The 21,944-nt window shown below is 61.9% G+C and carries 19 protein-coding genes; 4 read left to right on the top strand and 15 right to left on the bottom strand.

Translation table 11 applies throughout. The annotated features are described in order from the left end of the window. Positions 1-19 precede the first annotated feature (19 nt). From ltaE to B0G81_RS07640, 4 genes are all read right to left on the bottom strand, one after another. Positions 20-1,027, bottom strand: a complete 1,008-nt coding sequence (ltaE, locus tag B0G81_RS07655; protein ID WP_134134091.1) for a low-specificity L-threonine aldolase — start codon at positions 1,025-1,027, stop codon at positions 20-22. An 87-nt stretch (positions 1,028-1,114) separates the two neighbouring features. Beyond that, positions 1,115-2,776, bottom strand: a complete 1,662-nt coding sequence (locus B0G81_RS07650) for a methyl-accepting chemotaxis protein (protein ID WP_134134090.1) — start codon at positions 2,774-2,776, stop codon at positions 1,115-1,117. A gap of 425 nt (positions 2,777-3,201) precedes the next feature. After that, positions 3,202-3,894, bottom strand: coding sequence for a TetR/AcrR family transcriptional regulator (locus tag B0G81_RS07645; RefSeq protein ID WP_134134089.1), 693 nt, complete (start codon positions 3,892-3,894; stop codon positions 3,202-3,204). A 278-nt stretch (positions 3,895-4,172) separates the two neighbouring features. Further along, the gene (locus B0G81_RS07640) at positions 4,173-4,481 is read right to left on the bottom strand and encodes a putative quinol monooxygenase (RefSeq protein WP_134134088.1); all 309 of its coding nucleotides are present in this window, start codon (positions 4,479-4,481) and stop codon (positions 4,173-4,175) included. A 372-nt stretch (positions 4,482-4,853) separates the two neighbouring features. Here B0G81_RS07640 and B0G81_RS07635 point away from each other — a divergent pair, with 372 nt between their 5' ends. The 4 genes from B0G81_RS07635 to B0G81_RS07620 all read left to right on the top strand — a co-directional run bounded on the left by B0G81_RS07635 (position 4,854) and on the right by B0G81_RS07620 (position 11,712). After that, positions 4,854-5,174, top strand: a complete 321-nt coding sequence (locus tag B0G81_RS07635) for a DUF4148 domain-containing protein (protein WP_134134087.1) — start codon at positions 4,854-4,856, stop codon at positions 5,172-5,174. Between the two features lie 707 nt (positions 5,175-5,881). Continuing rightward, a complete protein-coding gene (locus B0G81_RS07630) occupies positions 5,882-9,073 on the top strand; it encodes an efflux RND transporter permease subunit (protein ID WP_134134086.1) in 3,192 nt (1,063 codons plus the stop codon). Then, positions 9,063-10,250: an efflux RND transporter periplasmic adaptor subunit gene (locus B0G81_RS07625; RefSeq protein ID WP_134134085.1), complete on the top strand. Its 1,188-nt coding sequence runs from the start codon at positions 9,063-9,065 to the stop codon at positions 10,248-10,250. Before B0G81_RS07630 ends, B0G81_RS07625 begins: the two co-directional genes overlap by 11 nt. After that, the gene (locus B0G81_RS07620; RefSeq protein ID WP_134134084.1) at positions 10,243-11,712 is read left to right on the top strand and encodes an efflux transporter outer membrane subunit; all 1,470 of its coding nucleotides are present in this window, start codon (positions 10,243-10,245) and stop codon (positions 11,710-11,712) included. The genes B0G81_RS07625 and B0G81_RS07620 overlap by 8 nt, the downstream gene beginning before the upstream one ends. Positions 11,713-12,095: 383 nt before the next feature. Here B0G81_RS07620 and B0G81_RS07615 read toward each other — a convergent pair whose 3' ends face one another. The 11 genes from B0G81_RS07615 to B0G81_RS07565 all read right to left on the bottom strand — a co-directional run bounded on the left by B0G81_RS07615 (position 12,096) and on the right by B0G81_RS07565 (position 21,942). Next, entirely contained in the window at positions 12,096-13,112 is a 1,017-nt protein-coding gene (locus tag B0G81_RS07615; protein ID WP_134134083.1) for an aldo/keto reductase, read from the bottom strand. Between the two features lie 167 nt (positions 13,113-13,279). Beyond that, a complete protein-coding gene (locus tag B0G81_RS07610; RefSeq protein ID WP_134134082.1) occupies positions 13,280-13,945 on the bottom strand; it encodes an acetyltransferase in 666 nt (221 codons plus the stop codon). Between the two features lie 114 nt (positions 13,946-14,059). After that, positions 14,060-14,860, bottom strand: coding sequence for a phosphonate ABC transporter, permease protein PhnE (phnE, locus tag B0G81_RS07605; protein WP_116120551.1), 801 nt, complete (start codon positions 14,858-14,860; stop codon positions 14,060-14,062). Next, on the bottom strand, positions 14,857-15,672 hold the full coding sequence (locus tag B0G81_RS07600) for a phosphonate ABC transporter ATP-binding protein (protein WP_243856381.1): 816 nt from the start codon (positions 15,670-15,672) through the stop codon (positions 14,857-14,859). The genes phnE and B0G81_RS07600 overlap by 4 nt, the downstream gene beginning before the upstream one ends. A gap of 41 nt (positions 15,673-15,713) precedes the next feature. After that, the gene (locus tag B0G81_RS07595) at positions 15,714-16,613 is read right to left on the bottom strand and encodes a phosphate/phosphite/phosphonate ABC transporter substrate-binding protein (protein ID WP_134134081.1); all 900 of its coding nucleotides are present in this window, start codon (positions 16,611-16,613) and stop codon (positions 15,714-15,716) included. 65 nt (positions 16,614-16,678) lie between these two features. Continuing rightward, positions 16,679-17,770 (bottom strand): alpha-D-ribose 1-methylphosphonate 5-triphosphate diphosphatase, encoded by a 1,092-nt coding sequence (locus tag B0G81_RS07590; RefSeq protein WP_134134080.1) that lies wholly within the window; start codon positions 17,768-17,770, stop codon positions 16,679-16,681. 481 nt (positions 17,771-18,251) lie between these two features. Next, the gene (locus B0G81_RS07585; RefSeq protein WP_134134079.1) at positions 18,252-19,202 is read right to left on the bottom strand and encodes an SMP-30/gluconolactonase/LRE family protein; all 951 of its coding nucleotides are present in this window, start codon (positions 19,200-19,202) and stop codon (positions 18,252-18,254) included. Between the two features lie 37 nt (positions 19,203-19,239). Beyond that, positions 19,240-20,094: an SDR family NAD(P)-dependent oxidoreductase gene (locus tag B0G81_RS07580; RefSeq protein ID WP_134134078.1), complete on the bottom strand. Its 855-nt coding sequence runs from the start codon at positions 20,092-20,094 to the stop codon at positions 19,240-19,242. A gap of 97 nt (positions 20,095-20,191) precedes the next feature. After that, positions 20,192-20,545: an NIPSNAP family protein gene (locus tag B0G81_RS07575; RefSeq protein WP_243856750.1), complete on the bottom strand. Its 354-nt coding sequence runs from the start codon at positions 20,543-20,545 to the stop codon at positions 20,192-20,194. A gap of 56 nt (positions 20,546-20,601) precedes the next feature. Next, entirely contained in the window at positions 20,602-21,051 is a 450-nt protein-coding gene (locus tag B0G81_RS07570; RefSeq protein WP_134134077.1) for a carbon monoxide dehydrogenase subunit G, read from the bottom strand. A gap of 9 nt (positions 21,052-21,060) precedes the next feature. Next, entirely contained in the window at positions 21,061-21,942 is an 882-nt protein-coding gene (locus B0G81_RS07565; RefSeq protein WP_134134076.1) for an NAD(P)-dependent oxidoreductase, read from the bottom strand. Positions 21,943-21,944 lie beyond the last annotated feature (2 nt).

Genomic DNA, 21,944 nt, shown 5'->3' with positions numbered 1-21,944 from the left:
AACCGACATCGCGCGGACATCAGCCGCGAGCGAAATACGCCTTTACAGCCGACAGAAACGTATCGACGTCCGCGCGCGAGACGTCCTTATGTGTCGCAAAGCGCGACGCATACAGCATCTGAGTGAGAATGCCGCGTTCCTTGAGCCACGCTTCGAGCGGGGCGCACTGTTCTTGCGGAAACTGCGCGAACACCATGTTCGTCGCGTGTGACTGCACCGTCACCTGATCGATCTGCGCGAGGCCGTCGGCAAGAAGTTGGGCGTTGGCGTGGTCGTCCGCAAGCCGCTCGACGTTGTGCTTCAGCGCGTACAGACATGCCGCCGCCAGCACGCCCGATTGCCGCATGCCGCCGCCCAGCACTTTGCGCCAGCGATGCGCGGTGTCGATCAGCGCCTGACTGCCGACCAGCACCGAGCCGACCGGCGCCCCCAGTCCTTTGGAGAAGCAGATCGACACCGAATCGAAGGGCGCGCACAGCGACGCCAGCGATTGGCCCGAAGCCACCGCGGCGTTAAAGACGCGTGCCCCGTCCAAGTGCGTCGCCAGCCCGCGCTGACGAACGAATTCGACCGCACGCGCAACATAGTCTGCGGGCAGCACTTTGCCTCCAATCGTGTTCTCTAGCGCGAACAGACGCGTGCGCGCGAAATGATCGTCGATCGGCTTGATGGCGGCCGCAACCTTATCGAGCGGCAACGTGCCGTCAGCGGCATTTTCCAGCGGCTGCGGCTGAATGCTGCCGAGCACCGCCGCGCCGCCGCCTTCGAATTTATAGGTGTGCGCCAGTTGGCCGACAATGTATTCGTCGCCACGCGCGCAATGCGCCATCAAGGCCGCAAGATTGCATTGCGTTCCAGTCGGAAAGAACAGGCCGGCTTCCTTGCCGGCGCGTTCGGCGACCACGGCCTGCAGACGCAGGACAGTCGGATCGTCGCCCCAGACATCGTCGCCCAGTTCGGCGGTTGTCATCGCGGCGAGCATCGGCTTGTCCGGACGGGTCACGGTATCGCTGCGCAAATCGATCATGTGCTGCTCCTCAGAGTGCCGGCCGCGTCGCGCCTGCAGCGCGGACGACCTGGATTGAATGGAAAATCGGGCTATGCCACCATGCACTCACAAGGAGCTGCTGGTGAGCGAAAGCGCCGGGTTGCGCGCAGTTGCATCGCGCTGCTGCGGGTTCGGCGATTTCAGTTCCGAACCGCGTTCGGATCGAACGGAGAAAAGATTGACCGCTCTCAGGAGGTTTCGTGCTTGCCGGTTCAAGGCGTCCACGGCGGCGCCCGATTGCTGGACGAGCGTGACGTTCTGTTGCGTGCCGTGCTCCAGGCTTTCGATCATCTCGCGGACCTCGCCGATCTGAAGCGTTTGCTGCTGACACGCGTCATGGATTTCGCTCATGATGCCCGTGACGCGCGCCGACGAACCCACGACCGCGGTGATGGTCGAGCCCGCGTCATCGACCTGGGTAACGCCGTCTTTCACGCGAGCGTCGCTCGCCACGATCAGTTGTCTGACCTCCTTCGCCGCTTCTGCGCTACGTTGCGCGAGGACTCTGACCTCGCCGGCCACCACTGCAAAACCGCGTCCCTGGCTACCGGCACGCGCGGCCTCGACCGCCGCATTCAGCGCGAGGATGTTGGTCTGGAACGCGATCCCGTCGATGACCGAGATGATCTCCGCGATGCGCGCCGACGACGCCCGTATCCCATGCATCGTCTCGACCACCCGGCCGACCGCCATGCCGCCTTCCCCAGCCGTATCCGAGGCGTGCCTGGCAAGCTCGTCCGCGTGTCCCGCATTCGCAGCGTTGGTGGCCACGCTCGCATCGAATTCCTTGAGCGCGCCGGTGGCCTGCTCGAGCGCGCTGGCCTGGAGCTCGGTGCGCGCGCCAAGATCGGCATTGCCGGCGGCAATCGCGTGACTCATCTCGGCGACCGCATCGGCGCCATCGCGCACCTGTCCCACGATGTCCGCGAGCGCTTCTCTCATCCGCACGACAGTCGCCATTACGCTACCCGTATCGCCGGTGCGCAACTCGGCGCGCTGGGAAAGATCGCCGCGCCGGATCGCGTCGGCGAACGCGATCAGCTCACGCGGCTCGGCGCCGAGCGACCGGCCTACGTTGCGCACGACAAGCACCGCAACGCCAAGTCCGATCACGCACGCAAGCCCGGTCAGCGCGAGCATCATCAAGCGGAAATCGACGCTTATCTTGCGTGCCTCGGCGCCACCCTGCCGGTTCAGCGCTTCCTGAAAGTCGATCAACTGGTTGATTGCCGCGAGCCACTCGACCAGCGCGGGACGCGTTTGCTGGAGCAGCACGGTGCGTGCCCCTTCAGTGTCGCCGGCGGTTTGCCGTGCAATCACCTCGTCGATAAACGGCGTGGCCTTATTGCCCGCCTCGATCACGCGCGAATAGATGGCGCGCTCGGCTGCGGTGATGTCGGTGCGCTGCGCGTAGACGGCGGCAAGCGGCTTTGCCGCCTCGTCATAATCCGCCGCGAGTTGCTGGATATGCGCGACGACGGCCGGCAGCTCATCATGCGATACGAGAGTGACATCGCGCACGGCGATTGACCGGTCATGGACGCTACCGCGAAAGTTGATGGCGTACCGTTCTTTGACGCCGTTCACGTCGATGATCTGATCGAGTCGTTGCCGCACGGACTCGACGCGTGTGATGGCGGTGACCGTCAGCGCAACGAGGGCGAAGACGACGATGCCGAAGCCGGCGACCAACTGGGTGTGGACACGCAAACCCGCCGTAGTCCTCATGAGTTCACCTGTTTCGTGAGAGATGCATTATTTGCTGCGCGTGTCTTCGGCTGTTTCGAAGACGGCCCCCGCAGACAGCGTGCAATGACTCGCGGCCAGACATATCGCCTGAAACGCCACCACGATGCGCCGCGGTATTGTGCCGAGGCGCAGGCCGCTCGTGAAATTGTTTTGCCTCATGGCGACGATTGCGAACAGTTATGGCGCAGCCACCATGCGTAAGCCAGGCACTGCTTATGTGCGGACGGCGGCGCAGCCCGAACGGGAGACAGCGCGGGCACAATGAGCAGCCGCCAAGGCGCCTGCGTGACAACGCAGCCCAATTTATCAGGATTATATCGTCAGCTGACGAGTTGTGCTGAAGACGACTTGGACGATCGCAGCGATAACACCGGCGAGCCACCCGGCGCCGACTCGCAATGCGTTTATAGCGCAGGCAGCAGGCTCGGCAGGCTCGTCAGGAAGGCGCGCACGTGCATCGCAATCACCGCTTCGGCGGGCGTGCTGTTTTCGTTTGAATAGATGCGGCGGCGAATCGCCAGATGAGACACGGCGCCATGTAACAGCCAGCCCACTTCCCCCAGTTGAGCCGGGTCGACGGGCATGCCTAGACCCAGTTCATGCGCGGTCTCGGTAACGATGATCTCGAGCGCATGACTGACGATCGCGTTCGTATAGGCCGGCGCCGTGTGCAGGCCCTCGAGCGACGAGTAAAGAAAGAGCCTCAGCCAGCGGCGCGTCAGGAGCGTGTCATAGTACTCGCAATAAAAGCGGTTGAGTCGGCTTTCAATCGGCACACTTCGGTCTTGCAATTGAACAAACCAGATTGCGTCGAAGATTCCGACGACTTCCCGCTTGTAGACTTCATCAATCAAAGCAGCCTTGCTCGGGAACAGGCTATAAAGCAAGCGTTGCGATACGCCGCAGGCTTCCGCGATGGCGCGAGTCTGCGCGCCGAGACCATGCTCCGCGAAATACTCCGCGGCCTTCTCCAGCACACGCGCCTGACGCTCGGCGCGCGGCAAACGCTGCGGCGCTTTTTTCATCGGCCGCTTGACCCCCACGGGGTCGGCGCCGGGTCCACGGCTCGGCTTCTCGATAGTCCCTTTGGTCTTCATAGCTCCCTACGCTCTCGGATTATAGCTGTTATCGTCACATGACGATTTACGTTTTGAAAAAGTATACACCCCGGGCGTGGGCGGCAGTCCCGCGCTGTCCGGCGTGACGCCCGCATTATCTCAGCCATGGCGAAGTCAGCCTCGTCCTTGCTGCTGCCAATTAAGCTGGAACCGTTCGTTCGTCCATGTCCGCGTCGCCACGCATCGTGATGGAAGTCGGCGTGGCGGCGCCCGCATTGGCCTGCCCAGCCAATGGCGGGCCGCCAGGAACGCTCTCTTTAGCAAGCCTGAAGCACGTTGATGACGCGGCTCACGAGCAACGGACGCGTACTGTGTCCATATTCGGCCATATGCGCGGAGGTCCCATGCGCCCTCAGCGCTTCCGCGCTTTCCCAGCGCTCGATGACAGCGAACGTGTCCTTGCCGAGCGGTGTCTGAATCGTCCCGAACTCAGGGACGTCGATGACTGCCTCGTAGCTGATGCACCCTTCTTCGGCCAACACCGCCGGACGGTTCTTGTTGAAAAGTGCAAGCACGGCATCCCGTTGACCGGGCTGGGCAGTGATTGTGGCAACGACATGGATCATATGGGTACTTCTCCTTTCCTGGTTCGGCGCCGATCGCCGCGTGAAATCATAGCCGCGTTTGCGTACGTCTGCCGATAAGGCTCACCAGGTTCAGACCGCATTTCCGACGTGGCTCGTCAGCGATTCAATCCGTCGCACGGGGTTCCCGCACCATCGACGCTGACTGTTTTCGTTGAAGTTCGATACATCGCGAAGCGCACCATGCTTTTGCCTATTTGAACATGACTGCGGCGTAATGCAGAGGTCAGCCTCGCGTCACCCCATCTGCGGACAATACAGGTTACTCACCCTCGCGGCGATGGCGCCGTGAGGCCCGAGACTTCATTCATCGCGCCTGAAGCTGACCACAATTAACTTGAAAGGTAACTCATCGTGAAGACTCTGATCTATGCAGCGTTGGTTGCCAACGCACTCGTCGTCCCCGCAGTCTCTTTTGCACAGGACTCCACAGCCGCGCTGACGCGCGCCGAAGTGCGCGCGGACCTGGTGCAAGTGGAACAGGCCGGGTATCGCCCGGGCCTCAAGGATTTGCACTATCCCACCGATGTTCAGGCTGCGGAGGCACGTATTCACGCGCAGGTTGCCACGAGGCCGAGCAGCGCAGCAGTCGGCGGAGTGTCAATGAACGGCTCCTCGCAATCGGGCGGGCCGTCGACGACCGCAGGTACTCACTCAATCTACTTTGGTCACTGATGGTGTCGATTGACACTGAACCCTGACCCGGATCCCGGGCCGCATCGCGTGGCTTGTGCAACAGCTGCCAGCGGTCGTTACACGCACCGCGCTCGTCAGTTTTGCCACGGGCTTAGCGAAGCCCGATTTGAACCCCGCGTTGCCGCGGCTTAACGCTTTGAAGGCACGCTGTCAGCATTCCTCTTCACACCTTCATGCGCATGTCATTCGCGCATTGTCGCTTGACTCGCCCCTTAAGGCGATCTTCACGGGCGGTAAGTGACAATCATCCTGAACGATACGGTAATAACGCGAAGACGTCGTCTTTAGAATGGAGTCAATCGTTTGAATGCCGTCTGAAAGGAGGCACGAGAACCCTCGATGGCCTCTCAAACAATTGGTAATAAAAATCTCTAACGCTTTAGTCTTCGCTTGAAATTACGCTGGTTCGCCTCCGTCTGAATTTTGCCGAGCATCGTTCCATCCAGCATGGACAAGGTTTTCCCGATATGCGCAGACAGGAAGAAATTGACTCGCCTGGCGTTCAAACGTCTCCGGAATGTTGTTTCTCCGTCTGCAGGAATCCAGACCGTTGTGTACATTCGCACTTTGGTTTCGTTTGGGAACACCTGACATAGGTCACAAAGCAATCATCCGCGTTGCGAATATCTTCCTGCGCCAGATGTCTCCACGATGCTCTTACGTTTGCCCAAAGCCCTGGAATTCTCATGCTCGGTCTTGTTCGTATCGCGCTCCGACGACCCTACACTTTCGTCGTCCTTGCGATCTTCATCCTTATCATCGGGCCACTGTCAGCGATGAAGACGCCCACCGACATTTTCCCCGATATCCGAATCCCGGTGATCAGCGTGGTGTGGCAATACACGGGGCTGCCACCGGACCAGATGGTCGGCCGAATCACGTCGCCGTTCGAACGCACGCTGACGACCACTGTGAACGATGTCGAACACATCGAGGCGGAATCGGTCGCCGGCTTTGGGATCATCAAGATCTTCTTTCAGCCGGGCGTGAATATCAGCACGGCGAACGCGCAAGTGACCGCGGTCGCGCAAACCCAGTTGCGGCAGTTGCCCGCGGGCACTACGCCGCCGCTGATCCTCAATTACAACGCGTCGACCGTACCGATCATCCAGTTGGCGCTATCCGGCAAGGGGCTGTCCGAACAGAAGCTGGGCGACCTCGGTCTGAATGCGGTGCGTCCCGTTCTCACGACTGTCGCCGGTGCGTCGGTTCCCTACCCTTTCGGCGGCAAGACGCGCCAGGTGCAGATTGACATTGATCCTGCGGCACTGCAGGCGCGCGGCTTATCCGCGCAGGACGTCGCCAATGCCCTGGCCGGTCAGAACCTGATCACGCCGGTCGGCACGGAAAAGATCGGCGACTACGAATACACGCTGCAACTCAACAATGCGCCCTCGGAAATCAAGGCCTTGGGCGATCTACCGGTCAAGGCGGCCAATGGCACGACGGTCGCTATTCGTGACATTGCGAATGTTCGCGATGGCAGCCCACCGCAAACCAATATCGTCCATGTGAACGGCCGGCGCTCGGTGCTGATGTCGGTACTCAAGAACGGCTCGGTTTCGACGCTCGGGATCATCTCCGGCATCAAGCAGCAAATCGCCAACGGGAAAGCCTCGTGGCCCGATAACCTGAATGTCGAACCGATCGGCGACCAGTCGATCTTCGTGCGCGCAGCCATCACCGGTGTGGCACGTGAAGGCGTGATCGCGGCCGTGCTCACCAGCCTGATGATCCTGCTGTTCCTCGGCAGCTGGCGTTCGACGATCATCATCGCAACCTCGATCCCACTGGCCATCCTTGGCTCGATAGCCACGCTCTCCGCACTCGGCGAAACCTTGAACATCATGACGCTCGGTGGTCTCGCATTAGCGGTGGGGATTCTTGTCGACGATGCGACTGTGACGATCGAGAACATCAACTGGCACCTCGAGCACGGCAAGGAAGTGGAGACCGCCATCCTCGATGGCGCCGCGCAGATCGTCACACCCGCGTTTGTTTCTCTTCTGTGCATCTGCATCGTGTTCGTGCCGATGTTCTTCCTGAACGGCGTGGCGCGCTTCCTGTTCGTGCCGATGGCGGAGGCCGTCATCTTCGCGATGATCTCGTCGTTCATCCTCTCAAGAACCCTCGTGCCGACAATGGCCAAATACCTGCTGAAACCGCATGCGCAGGGTGAGCATGCCGATGAGGCGCAGCGTCCGGGTCCGCTCGGACGCTTCCAGCGCGGCTTCGAAGCACGCTTCGAAAAGGTGCGTGGCGTGTATCGCGGGTTACTCGAACTCGCCCTGAACCATCGGCGTCCATTCGTCAGTTGCTTCCTCGGCTTCGTCGCGCTCTCGTTCGCCCTCGCGCCCTTGCTCGGCCGCGACTTCTTTCCGGCGGTCGATGCCGGGCAGATCCTGATGCATGTGCGCGCACCAGTCGGGGTTCGCGTCGAAAAGACCGCGCAGATATTCGCGAATGTCGAAGGCGCCATCCGGCAGATCATCCCGCCGTCCGATCTCGGCACGGTGGTCGACAATATGGGTCTGCCGGTCAGCGGCATCAATACCGCGTACAACAACACCGGGACGGTCGGTTCGCAGGACGGCGACATCCAGATTGCGCTGAACGAAGGACATCGTCCGACCGACGAGTATGTCCGCGTCATGCGTGAAAGATTGCCGCGGGAATTCCCAGAAGTCACGTTCTCTTTTCCACCGGCGGACATCATCGGTCAAATCCTTAACTTCGGCTCGCCGGCGCCGATCGACCTGCAGATCCGCGGCAACAACCTGAACGCCGACTATGCGTACGCAGATCGTCTACTGCGCGCGGTCCGTGACGTGCCCGGCGTGGTCGATGCACGGATCGCGCAGTCGCACGGCAACCCCACCTTCAACGTCGATGTCGACCGCACACGCGCACAGTTGCTCGGCATCACCGAGCGCGACGTGACGAACAGCATGGTGGTGAACCTCGCGGGTTCGAGCCAGGTTGCGCCCACGTACTGGCTGAACAACGCGAACGGCGTGTCGTATCCGATCGTGATGCAAACGCCGCAATACAGTCTCGATTCGCTGGCAGCATTGCAAAATCTGCCGATCACCGCCAGTGGCGGAGGAACCGCCCAGATCCTCGGCGGTCTGGCAACGGTCGATCGCACCACCAGCAACGAAGTCGTCAGCCAATACAACATCCAGCCCATGGTCGAGATCTTCGCAACCACCCAGGACCGCGACCTCGGTGCGGTGTCGGCCGATATCCAGCGCGTCGTGCACCAGAACGCCGGCACCTTGCCCAAGGGCTCGAGCATCGCGCTGCTGGGGCAAGTGCAGACGATGAACAGCGCCTTTGCCGGCATGTTGTTCGGCCTGCTTGGCGCAGTCGTGCTGATCTATCTGCTGATCGTCGTCAATTTCCAGTCATGGGCCGATCCCTTCGTGATCGTGACCGCATTGCCGGCAGCGTTGGCAGGTATCGTCTGGATGCTGTTCGCGACTCACACGACGCTCTCCGTACCCGCACTCACTGGCGCGATCATGTGCATGGGGGTGGCGACTGCCAATTCGATTCTGGTCGTCAGCTTCTGCCGCGAACGTCTTGCCGTCCATGGCGATCCGTTCAAGGCGGCGCTCGAAGCCGGCTTTACGCGCTTTCGCCCGGTGCTCATGACCGCGCTATCCATGATCATCGGCATGGCGCCGATGGCGCTCGCCCTCGGCGAAGGCGGTGAGCAAAATGCGCCGCTCGGCCGCGCCGTGATCGGCGGTCTGATATTTGCCACCACGGCTTCGCTGTTCCTGGTTCCCGTCATCTTCTGTATTGTTCACGCGCGCCCCGAGCGCGCGGCGACCCCAGCATCCGTCCCGGGAGGTCCTGCCCATGTCGTCTGAATCCACTTTTCCCACTAATACGCCATCGCGCCGTCCGCATCGGGTTGCGGGCGTGATCGGCCTGCTGGTCGCCTTAGGCATCGTCGTTGGCGGTGTCGCGCTACGAGCCGTCGACGCCCGCAAGCTGAAAACCTGGACGGAGGCTCAGGCCGTACCGACAGTCAATCTGATCCAGCCGATGCGCGATCCCATCGGACCTTCACTGCAACTGCCCGGCCGGCTCGAAGCGTTTGCGCGGGCGCCGATTTTCGCGCAGGTCAGCGGCTACCTGAAATCATGGAACGTCGATATCGGCGCGCCGGTCAAGGCGGGTCAGGTGCTCGCCGAAATCGAAACACCCGAGCTTGACCAGCAGCTCCTTCAGGCACGCGCCGATCTGCAGAGCGCGCAGGCGAATGCCGTCGTAGCGGGTACGACGGCGAAGCGCTGGGAGGCGCTTCGAGGCACCGATTCCGTCGCCCAGCAGGACGTCGACCAACGCGCTGCTGATTACACAGCGAAGGAGGCGATCGTGGCGGCTGCGAAGGCCAACGTCGATCGCCTCGTCGCTACGAAGGCCTTCGCGCGGATCGTCGCGCCGTTTGACGGCGTGGTGACCGCGCGCGACACCGACGTCGGTGCGCTGGTGAACGCCGGTAGCGGTGGCGTCGGCCAGGAGCTGTTCGCGGTCTCCGAGGTCAAGCAGTTGCGTGTGTATGTTCAGGTACCGCAGAACTACGCTCCGGCAATCCACGATGGCACGACCGCGACCCTGACCGTTCCCGAGTACGCCGACCAGCAGTTCACCGCGCGCGTGACAGCAGCGGCAGACTCCGTCAATTCGAGTTCGGGTACGACGCTGGTACAGTTGCTGGTCGACAATGCCAATGGCAAGCTGCTGCCGGGCGGTTTCGCCAGCCTGAAATTCACGTTGCCCGCATCCGCCGATTCACTTCGGGTCCCAGCTAGCGCGCTCGTGTTCGATAGCCGCGGCGTCGTGGTCGCCACGCTCGGTGCGAACGGTCACGTACTGTTCAAGCAGGTGAAGATCGACCGCGATCTGGGCGACTCGGTGGAGATCGGCTCGGGACTCGCCGCCAGCGATCGCGTGATCGATACGCCGCCCGATGGACTCGCCGACGGCGACGGCGTGCAGATTGCGCCGGCCACTGACAGGAAGGCGGCCGCACATGGTTAAGTCTGGACGTGTCGCGCTTTTAACGGGCGCTCTGGCGCTCTCCGCCTGCTCGCTCGCGCCGCAATATCAGGTGCCTTCCGCGCCAATAGCGGCGCAATACAAAGCCGTTGGTCCCTGGACCGCCGCTCAGCCTGCCGACCGGATAGACCGTAACGGCTGGTGGAAAATATATGGCGACGCGCAACTCGACGATCTCGAAGCGCATCTGCTGGCAAACAACACCGATCTGCGCGCCGCGTACGCGCACTATGCGCAAGCGCAGGCTTTCGTCGCGCAGGTCGCGTCGGGACTGTATCCGACCATCAGCGCAAGCGCCGCGCCGCAGCGCGTTCGCCAGCCCGACAACCGGCCGTTGCGCGTGGGCGGCCCGAACGACTACAACTCCGTCACGCTCGGTGCCGAAGTCAATTACGACCTCGACCTGTGGGGCCGCGTGCGCGACTCCGTGGTGGCGGGCAAGGACGAGGCTCAGGCGACCAAGGCCGATCTGGCTTCGGTGAAGCTAGCCCTGCAAGTGGCACTCGCAGACAATTACATCAGTTTGCGCGGCCTCGACCAGCAGACCGAGCTGCTGAACGAGACGGTCATGGCCTATGCGAAAGCGCTGCAACTCACGCAGACGCTGCACGGCAGCGGCATCGTTGCGGGCCTCGACGTTTCGCGCGCTCAAACGCAATTGTCGTCAGCGAAGTCCCAGTTGTCGCAGAATCTCGCGCAACGAGCGCTCATCGAACACGCGATTGCCGTGTTGGTCGGCACTTCCGCGTCCGAATTTAGCCTGCCGCAGCAGACTGCCGCCATCGCGTTGCCGGCGATTCCAACCGGCCTGCCCTCGACGCTGCTGCAACGTCGCCCCGACGTCGCCGCAGCGGAACGCAGGGTGGCCGAGGCTAACGCAAAGATTGGCGTCGCGCGCGCGGCCTATTTCCCGGACATCACGCTGAGCTTGCAAGGTGGTGTGCAAAGCGCCGCCTATGCTGGACTGGTTAGCGCGCCCAATCTTTTCTGGGCGATTGGCCCGCAGCTTGTGCAATACGTCTTCGACGGCGGTTATCGTCGCGCACAACTCGACGCCGCGAAGGCGGCAACCGAGGAAGCTGGGGACCGCTACCGCAGCGTGGTTCTGTCGGCATTCCAGCAGGTCGAAGACAACCTTGCGCTGCTGTCGTATCTTGGCACTGCGCTTGGCGAGCAAAAGGATGCCGCGAATGCCGCGCAGTACTCGGTCGATCTGGCGTTGCGCCAATATCGCCAAGGCACTGTAAGTTACCTCGATGTCGTGCAGGCGCAGACCGTCGCACTCGAAGCACAACGCAGCGTGCTCGATATCCAGACATGCCAGCTAAGTGCCAACGTGCAACTGCTGCATGCGCTGGGCGGCGGATGGTCGAGCGATGAACTCGCCCAAGTGGCTGCCACGCCGGCACTCGTTGCGACAACGATGGCACACCGCGCAAATTGAAGGCCTGTACACGGCGCAACGGGGAGGTTGCCAGTCCGCTTCTTCTAGAAATTCTCTTTTGCGTGCCCGGTCCTTTATCTATTGCGCCGGCGTCCTTAATATAGCTCTGCATCTATCGCTTGATAGTGCACTCCACGCATCGCTTAACCCCGTCCGCTTCGGGCGGGGTCTTTTCCCCGCCGCCCCAACGGTTCAAACACCACGCTAATGTGTTGCCGCGATGCGCTACCCCGCAATTGCATGCAGAAACAATCTGCAACCGCGTGGGCCCACATCATAGCGATCAACCGGCAATGGGCAAGCACCTTACGTGTCGAACCGCGTTGCGCCGGTCCGGCGATCGAACGCAACGAGCAACGCAGGCGCATCCGTAGAGGTTCCGCTTACGAACCGTGCCGGGGAATCCGTCCAAAGAAAAGATGCTTGGGATCATTGAACCCGGGCGTCGAAGGGTGGCCTGTAGTGACGAGCGAGTCGACGAAGTTTTCGTCTTCGGCGCTCAGGCGATAGCTCAAGGCTGGCAGATAATCGTCCCATTGCGCCATGGTGCGCGGTCCGGCGATGGTTGAACTGATATAGCTGCTGTTGAGCACCCACGCGAGTGCGAATTGTCCCGCACTCAGTCCGCGCGCCTCTGCATGCTCGCGAACGCGCCGTGCCAGCTCCAACGATTCGGGCCGCCATTCGGCCTGCTGCAAGCGGCGGTCGCCGCGCCCTGCACGCGTATCGGCCGCGGGCGTCACACCCAATTCGTATTTGCCGGTCAGCACGCCGCGCGCGAGTGGGCTGTACGAAATCACGCCGAGGCCGTAACGGTGCGCGGCTGTCAGCTGTTCGGCCTCGGCCTGCCGATTCGCGAGGTTGTAGAGCGGCTGACTGGCTACCGGGGCAGCGAGACCCAGTCCCAAGGCGGTATGACTGAATTCGGCGATCTTCCACGCTCGATGATTCGATAGGCCGTAGTAACGCAATTTGCCGGCCTGAATCAGATCATTTAGCGCGCGCACCGTTTCATCGACCGGCGTATTGTGATCTTCAGCGTGGAGGTAAAGCAGATCGATATAGTCCGTGTTCAGGCGTTTGAGGCTAGCCTCAACGGCTCGCACCATGTGTTTGCGCGACGCGCCGCGCGCATTGACGTCGCCGTCGCCGAATGGACTGGCAAATTTGGTCGCCAGCACCCAACGATCGCGCCGGGCGGCGATGCAACGCCCGACGACACGCTCTGATTCACCGCCTGCGTAGATGTCGGCGGTATCGATCGAGTTGACGCCTTGTTCATGCGCCTGGTCTACGATGCGTGCCGCGGTTGCTTCGTCGGTCGGATCGCCGAACAGCATCGTCCCAAGCGTCAGCGTCGAAACCTTGAGGCCGCAGCGGCCAAGTTGGCGAAATTCCATATGAGACTGTTCCGTTAATTTGAAGGATCTAACCTGGGAATTCCACGTGACACGTCCATAGAGACGAGCACGTCGAGACCAGGTGATTGAAGCGAGGATAGTTGGCACCTTCGTCTGGGCAACGCGTGCAACGCTCCGCCGTCGCGGAGAAACGGCCGCTTGGCCATTCATTCACCTTTACCGTCGTACTTCTCCACGAACTCGGCCGCCGTGAGCCCACGAAAATCGGCCAATGCCGCATCAATGCGCTCGGCGCTCCAGTCCCACCAGGCGATCTGCTGCATGCGCTCCGAGGTGCGCGCGTCGAAGCGAAAACGCAGCACCCGCGCCGGCACCCCGACGACGATGGCGAACGGCGGAACGTCCTTGGTCACAACGGCTCCCGAGCCGACCGCGGCGCCAGTGCCGATCGTCACGCCGGGCATGATGATGGCATCGTGGCCGAGCCACACGTCGTGACCCACCTCGACCGACTCCTGCGCCCGCCACTGCAAGATTTCAGCGTCGTCGTCGAGAGACAATCCGTAGGATCGCGATCGATAGGTAAAGTGATGGTGGGTCGCACGCCAGGAAGGATGATTGGGCGGTTTGATGCGTACGCCGGTGGCGATATTGGCGAACTTGCCAATGAGTGCGTGGGCGATCTGATTGTCACCCATCGCATAGCCGTAGTCGCCGATGAAGGATTCGGCGACCTGGCTGCGCGGACCGAGATAGGTGTAACGGCCAAAGTCGCTAGCGCGAACTACCGCCGTTGGATGGATTTCCGGATGCTCCGACAGAACGCAACCGAGCGCCCACGGATCGACCCCGACGCCATGATTGATCAACATATCAATTCTCGTGCTTCAATGATAAGGAGAGCCCTGGGCCGCCGGCTGCGCACTTCCCGTGACGATCGCGCCAGGGCATGAAGAGCGACGGCGACGCAGGTGATCGGCCCGGGTTCAGGTGACACGGCTGCGCAGATAAGCGGAAGCGCGTTCGGCACAGGCGACCAGGACGAAGGTGGCGATCAACAGGAACGACACCGTCTGGTACTGGAACAGGTTCATTGCAGTCAGCAACTGGAAGCCGATTCCGCCTGCTCCGACGAAGCCGAGCACGAGCGACGAGCGCAGGTTTTCGTCGAAGCGGAAAAGCCCAATGCCGAGCAGCGAGGGCAACACGCCCGGCACGACAGCATGGCTTAACACCTGCAGGCGCCCTGCACCGGTCAGCGTCAACGCTTCGACGGGGCCCATATCCATGTCTTCGATTACTTCCGCGAACAGCCGCCCAAGCATGCCGACCGAATGGACCGCAAGCGCAAGTGCGCCCGGAAACGGCCCCAGCCCGACCGCCGTGACGAACAACAGTGCCCAAACGAGATCGGGCACTGCCCGGGTGACGCCGATCAGCGCGCGCGCGGCGTAGTACAGGGGCAGCGCCGGTGTGACATTCGCGGCCGCCAGAATCGACAGCGGAAAGGCGAGCAGCACCCCGAACACCGTGCCGAAAATCGCCAGGTCAATCGTTTCGAGAACCGGCCACAAATTCGGAACGAACTGATCGAACGCCGGCGGCACGGCGCGCGAAATAATGTCGGCCATACCGTGGGCACCGGTCACCAGATCCTGCGGACGGGCCTGGACGACGATCCACGCCTGCACAAACAGCGCAAGTAGCACGACGACGGCACACACCGACCAGATGGTCCGGCCGCCCGACGAGCCCGTCGATGCGCGCATTTCAAGTACCTTGCTCATGACACCTCGGCCAAATAAAGGCTCGCGATCTGTTGACGGGAGACGGCCGACGCCGTCCGATCGAATTCAAGCAGGCCGCCGCGCAGTCCGACCAGTCTGTCGGCATATCGCGTCGCCAACTCGGGCTGGTGCAGTACGCACACCACCGCGAGACCGTCGTTGTCGGCGAGGCGGCGCAGCAGCCGCATGACTTCGTCAGCCGCTTCGGGGTCCAGACTGGCGACCGGCTCGTCGGCGAGCAAGACGTGAGGACGTTGGGCCAGCGCACGGGCCACCGCCACGCGCTGCGCCTGTCCGCCCGAAAGCGTGCCGGCGCGCTGGCGCGCCAGATGCAGCAGGCCGACCTCGTCCAGATAGGACAGTGCCGGTTCAACCTCCTCGCGAGGCACCCGACCAAGCGCGGTTGCCAGCGTCCGGTGTCGGCCGAGCGCGCCGCAGCAGACGTTCGCCAGCACGCTGCGCCGCTTCACGAGATTGGCGTTCTGCGAGATCAACGCAAGCGGCAGACGCGCCTCACGCAACGCTCTGCCGGACAGTGCGGCGAGATCGCGCCCAACCACCTCGACCGACCCGCCGGTCGGCCGATTCAGTCCGACCACGCACTTCATGAAGGTCGACTTGCCACTGCCATTGCTGCCCAGCACCACGACCAATTCGCCGGCGTGGACCGACACATTCATGTCGCGCAGCGCAGTATGGCCATCGGCGTAACGCATCGTCAGATCACGGACAGCCAGCTTTACGCCGGGCTCACGCGTCGTATGGAGTGCTGTTCCGGGTAGGCTCGACACGCCGGCTGAAAGCCGGCTCACCGAATCTATCGGGACGCCACCCGAGGTGCTGGACAGAGTGCTCACAGTTTTGCCAAGTCGATGTGAAGAGTCGAAACCAGATCGCGGATCTGGTTATAAGCAGCATCCGTTTGCGGCACCGTCTTCAGTTCCGGGTTTTGGTTCGACGCCAGGAACTTCTGATCGGCTTCCGGTAATTGGCTTAGATCGAGCGAACTCAGCACACTTGCCAGACGGGCCTTGAAATCCGCCGGCAAGTCTCCGCGCACGGCCAGCGGGTCGAGCGGAATCGGTTCCGATTTCCACAGCGTCACGTAAGCCGCAGGATCGAATTCCTTGTGTAGCTTGGCGCTGGCGATTTCTTCGCTGTTCAGCTCCCCCGCTTCGACCTTGTGGTTGCGCAGCGCCTCGAACGACGCCGTATGGCTGCCCGCGTAGACCGCTTTTACGCCCTTGTCCGGATCGATGCCGTTCTTGCTCAGACCGAAGGCGGGAAACAGATGGCCGGACGTCGAAGCCGGATCAGCGTAAGCGAACGAGCGACCCTTGGTATCGCCCAGCGTCTTGATGCCCGAGCCGGGCCACGTGACGATGGAGGCGTAGTAAGTGGCCGGCTTGCCCTGCTCGCCGGCGAACGTGGCGACGGCTTCAGCGTGCGCGACCTGGTGCGCGAGCACGTAGCCGAGGGGACCGAATTCGCCGAATTCGAGCTTGTTATTGCGCATTGCCTCGATCTCGGCGTTATAGCTGGTTGCGACGTAAAGTTGCACCGTGCAGCCGAGCTTGTCGCCGATCATCTTGGCGATATCCGTATAAACCGGCAGCATGCGCTGGGCCGATTCGTATGGTTCGACACCAAAGCGAACCACGCCATCGTTCGGACACGTACCAGCTGCGTGTGCCGTAACAGAGACAAAACTCACGGCCAGAGCCGCGGCAGATAAAATTTTGGATACCTTCATATATTCCTCAATTTATGTTTTGTACATGCCAGGCGATTCAACAACGGATTGGTTTGTTCCGTCCATCAGACGACGCGCTCGCCTGCCCGATACGTCGCGCGGGGGACAGGCAGCGCATCGTGCATTCGCACGCGCACAAAATCGGCACGCAAACCGGGGGCGATGGCGCCGCGGTCGTCCAACCCCACTGCGCGCGCGGGTTCCGCGGATACCGTTGCCATCGCGCGCGGCACCGTCCAGCCGGCCTTGCCGACCAGTTCGAAGGCGGCGGTCAACAGGCTCGAGGGCACGTAGTCCGAGGACAGGATGTCGAGCAGTCCGGCTTCCGCAAGTTCGATTGCCGAGACGTTGCCCGAGTGCGATCCGCCTCTTACGACGTTGGGCGCGGCGATGCGGGTGGTTGGGAATTCCGCCAGGACGATGCCTTCGGCCGCTGCCTGTTCAACGTGCTCGATTACGGCGTCGTCGTGGCTCGCCACCGGCACGCCGAGCTCCATGCAGCGCGCAACGATCTCGCGACGGTGCCGGTCGGCGAAACGTTCCTGTCCGTCCGAAAGCTTGGCAATCACTGCGGCGAAGTGTTCGTCGGTCAATTTGCCGTGACGTTCCTGCCAGCGACGCCATTGATCCCTATCGTGCCATTGGCGCTGGCCCGGCGTGTGATCCATCACCGAAGCGAGCCGCAGCAATGGATGCGTGCACATTGAATCGAATACATTCACGACGTCGGGCGCGGCGATTTCGCAGCGCAGGTGGAGGAAATGCTCGGCACGCAGCAACTTGCACGCGGACAGACGCGCGAGTGCCTGCACGCACTGCGTCTGAAGATCCCGGCTGTGCATGTCGACGTCCGAGCGCGCGCCGATCCTGAGCGAATCGAATACGGTTGTGATGCCCGCCGCGGCCACCTGTGCGTCATGAATCACAAACGCCGCGTCGATATTCCATCTCACGCCCGGCCGCGGCGCCAGATGCTTCTCGAGATTGTCTGTGTGTAGTTCGACCAAGCCTGGCAACAGATAGTCACCGTCCCAGTCTTCGGCTTCGGCCGCCGACGTCGTGCCCCGTTCAAGGTCAACAATGACGCCATTTTCAATCCGCAAGGTTCCCGTAAATTCCTCGTCTCGCGTGACGACGCGAGCGTTCCTGATCAGCATCGACATGCTCCGTATGTGTGTCGGCTTTAGCGTGCTGCTGTACCACGCAGCTTTGGTCGTGATTCGAAGCGATGAGTCGTGCTGTTGCGTTCGCGAACTCGGCGCTCGTGCTTCATGGGCGTTTCCTGCCGGCCCAGAAAGCGCTTGCCAGCGGTGTTTTCGTCTAAACGTCTAGATGTTTAGGGAAAGATCCAATCGGCCGATTCCGCGAGCACGACCGTAATGGGTTCATCACGGCCCGCGCTCTACCATGCACGACTGCGAATTCATTTCACCTGACCGGAATGACAAGACCATGACAGCGACCGACAACAAGCACCGCGCGTTTCAATCGAGCGCGGAGTAGACGTTGTAATAGGGCGGAAGATCGAACAGATTCTTGATTGACGAGGTGGTCACGGGCATCGCAAGCGGATGCCATTCGTCGTCGATTAGCATCGAAGGCGGTCGCCGCGCTGAAGCTGGCTGCCTCAACACTGACTCATGTTGGGACGGCCGCCTTGGCATCCACGTAAAGCGCGTAGAGCGACTGGCCGGCGGCCATGAACAGGCGGTTGTGCGCAGCGCCGCCAAAGCACAGGTTCGCACAGCGTTCAGGCAGCGCGATGCGGCCGATGGCCTCGCCGTCCGGTGCGAACACCATCACGCCGTTCAACGTCGGTCCTGTACCCCAGCCGGCCCACAGGTTGCCGTCGGTGTCGCAGCGGAAGCCATCCGGCGCGCCGTGCTCGCCGCCGTCGACAAAGATGCGGCCGTTGACGAGGCGTCGGCCATCCTCGACGTCGTACGCCCGGATGCGTCTTGGCGTGGATCCGGACTCGACAATGTAGAGGCGGCTTTCATCCGGCGAAAAACAAAGGCCGTTCGGATTGGCGATGTCGCCAGCGACGATCTCTGCTTCGCCGGAGCGCGGCTCCAGGCGGTAGACCTGGGTTGGCAGTTCGGCCTCCCCCCTGACACCCCCGTAGTCACTCAGAATTCCAAAGGTCGGGTCAGTGAACCAGATGCTGTCGTCGCTCTTGACGACGACGTCATTGGGAGAGTTGAGCCGCTTGCCGTCGAAACGGTCCATGAGAATGGTCAGGGTGCCGTTGTACTCGGTGCGCGTCACCCGGCGGTTGCCATGCTCGCAGGTGATCAACCGCCCCTGGCGGTCACGCGTGTTGCCGTTGGCGAAACCGGACGGCCTGCGAAACACCGCAACCGCACCGGTTTCTTCATCCCATCGCATGATGCGGTTGTTCGGAATATCGCTCCATAGAAGGTAGCGGCCGTCGCCGAACCACACCGGCCCTTCACCAAAGCGCATTCCAGTCGCAAGGCGCTCCACGGCGGCATTGGTAATGCGGTATTTCAGAAAGCGCGGATCGAGGACCTCCACCGACGGATCGGGATAGGTTTCGCTCGGTCGCCACCTTGGAATCTCTGCCATCTCCTATCTTCCACTTACGATTTGCGGGGCGGGCAAGTCAGTCGTTCTTCTGGATATACGCTGTGAACGCCTGCTCGTAGTCCGGATGCCAACGCGATAGCGCCGGGCGATTCTCTACAATGTCTCCCGCAGCCCAAAGGATGCGTCGCTCGTCGAGGGAGCGAGGCACATCGTTGTCGGGGCACAGAATGTAGAAATCGCCGGCATCCAGTCGCTCGATCATGAAATCGACAGCCTGCTCGGGCGTCCAGGCAGCGGCCGGTTTCTCGGTACGACCTCGAGCGGCAAGCTCCGTAAACACAAAGCCAGGGATCAGCAAATGCGCGCTGATCCGGCAGCCTGGCGTATTGCGCAACTCGTGCTGCAGTGCTTCGGTAAACGCCTTCAGGCCGGCCTTGGAGACGTTATAAGCCGGGTCGCCGGGCGGCGTCGTGATGCCCTGCTTCGAACCGGTGTTAATGACGAGGCCCGGGCGTCCGCGCGCGATCATCGCGGGCACGAAGGTCTGAGTGCCACGAATGACACCCCATAGGTTGACGTCGAGCACCCGCTCCCAGTTAGCGGCCGCTCCGAACATGACGCTACCCGGTTGAATCCCCGCATTGTTCATGAGGATATCCGTGCCGCCGAAGCGATCCCGAACCGCTGCTTCGAGGCGGACCAAGTCTTCGAGGCGGCTGACGTCCGTCTCGACGGCCAGTACATCCTTCGCGCCTTCAGCAGCCACGCTGGCAATCGCCTGCGTCGCATGCGCAAGGCGGTCCTCACCCAGATCCGCAATGCACACGCGAAGCCCGAGCTGCGCGAACCGCTTCGCCGCAGCGAGTCCAATGCCGGCAGCGCCGCCTGTCACGACGGCGACGGCTCCGGGAGTGAAAGTAAAGTGTGTCATCAATAGTCCTTTCTGATACGTTATGAAGTCAGCCCGACTGCCTTACGTCTGCACGCGCACCACCCACGCCGCGCAACGCCGAAGGCCTTCACGAAATTCATCCAGTACGCGGCACCCGTGGCCAAACGCGGCCGGAAAATTCATCACTCACTTCAGTCCATCGGGCAAAACGGCACCGGCGACAGGAACACCGATTCCTGATGGACGAGATACGGCAGAATGCGCGGCGTGAAGCTTGCCAGCGTGGATCTGCTGCGAGTTTCACGCGCTGCGCTGCCCGATGCGCATAGTCCTCGTAGCCCCAGCAGAATACGATCGAGTTCAACGTGCCTGAGTCCTTCGTCCAGCAACCCTCGAGCCGGGCGTACTGACTGATGATGCCGAGCCCTTCGCGCTCGTAGATGCCCAGGAACTCGCCTGTCTTTCCCGCCGCAATCTGATATGTACGCATTTCTACCAACATGATGCCCTCTGTTTCGATCGGTACTCTCTCGCAGCACACCGCCGTCAGACCGCGTGGCTTTCGACGTGCGCCTTTAGCGCGCTGAAGAACTCGTCGAGATTCTTGCTCGCGGCGGACTGAATCAGGCGCGACCCCACGCTCATCAGCTTCCCGCCTATCTCGACGTCAGCGTCGTACACCAGCACGGTCGTATTGCCTTGCGCTTCAAGTTTCAGGCGCGCAGTGACTTTGGCAAAGCCCAGCGCACCTGCACTGCCCATACCGGCAATCGTATAGGCCGTGGGCGGATCGAGATCCGACAATTCGACGTTGCTTTTGAAGGTCGCCGCGATCGGGCCGACGCGAATCTGCACGGTCGATTCGAAATGCAGGTCGTCGAGCCTGTTCAGCGCTTTGCAGCCAGGCAGGCATGCTTCGAGTACGACGGGATCGTTCAATGCACGCCATGCGGCTTCAGGGGGCACGGGCAGGATGGTTTGATCTGTCAGCTTCATCGCCGCCGCTCAGCGCTCGTAGAGTTTGAACAGCGCCTGCGTGCCGTTGCGCGCGCAGCCCCGCTCGGCCAACTCCTGGTACATGACGCGCACCAGTTCCAGACCCGGCAATTCACGTCCCATGCTCCGCGCTTCCTCGTGCGCAATCCGCATGTCCTTGATGAAATGCTCGATGAAGAAACCGGGTGCAAAATCGCCCTTGGCAATGCGCGGCCCCAGGTTGTTCAGCTGGAATCCACCCGCCGCGCCTCCGCCAATCGCGCTCAATACGGTGTCGGCGTCCAGCCCGGCGCTGTGCGCATAGGCGAGCCCTTCGCACACGCCCACCATTGTCGATGCAATGACGATCTGATTGCACAGCTTCGTGTGCTGACCCGCACCGGGGCCGCCTTGCAGGACGATGTTGGTACCGAGGCACCGCAACATCGGTTCCACGCGTGCGAGCACAGCGCTTGCGCCGCCGACCATGATCGACAGGCGCCCTTCGCGGGCACCTATGTCGCCACCCGATACCGGCGCATCCAGCATGTGCACCCCGCGCTCAGCGGCGTGCACGGCCAACTCTTCGGCCAGTTTTGGACTCGACGTCGTCATGTCGACCAGCACCGCATCGCGCCGCGCATGCGCGATCAGACCGTCGTCGCCCAGATATAGCGTGCGGACGTCCGCGGGTGTGCCGACAATCGTGAACACGACGTCCGATACTTCGGCGAGCGCCCGCGGGGTCGCTTGCCAGGTCGCGCCGGCCTCGATGAGCGGCTCAGCCTTCGCACGCGTACGGTTATAGACATGCAGCGGATAGCCGGCGGCGGCGAGCCGCGAGGCCATCGAGAAACCCATGATGCCAAGGCCGATAAAGCCAATCGCGGGTTTGCCTGTAGATTGATTCATGA

Origin of the sequence: Paraburkholderia sp. BL6665CI2N2, from assembly GCF_004366535.1 — a bacterium.
Classification (GTDB): domain Bacteria; phylum Pseudomonadota; class Gammaproteobacteria; order Burkholderiales; family Burkholderiaceae; genus Paraburkholderia.
Note: the sequence above shows the minus strand (reverse complement) of the source record. Positions and strands in the feature narration are given on the sequence as shown.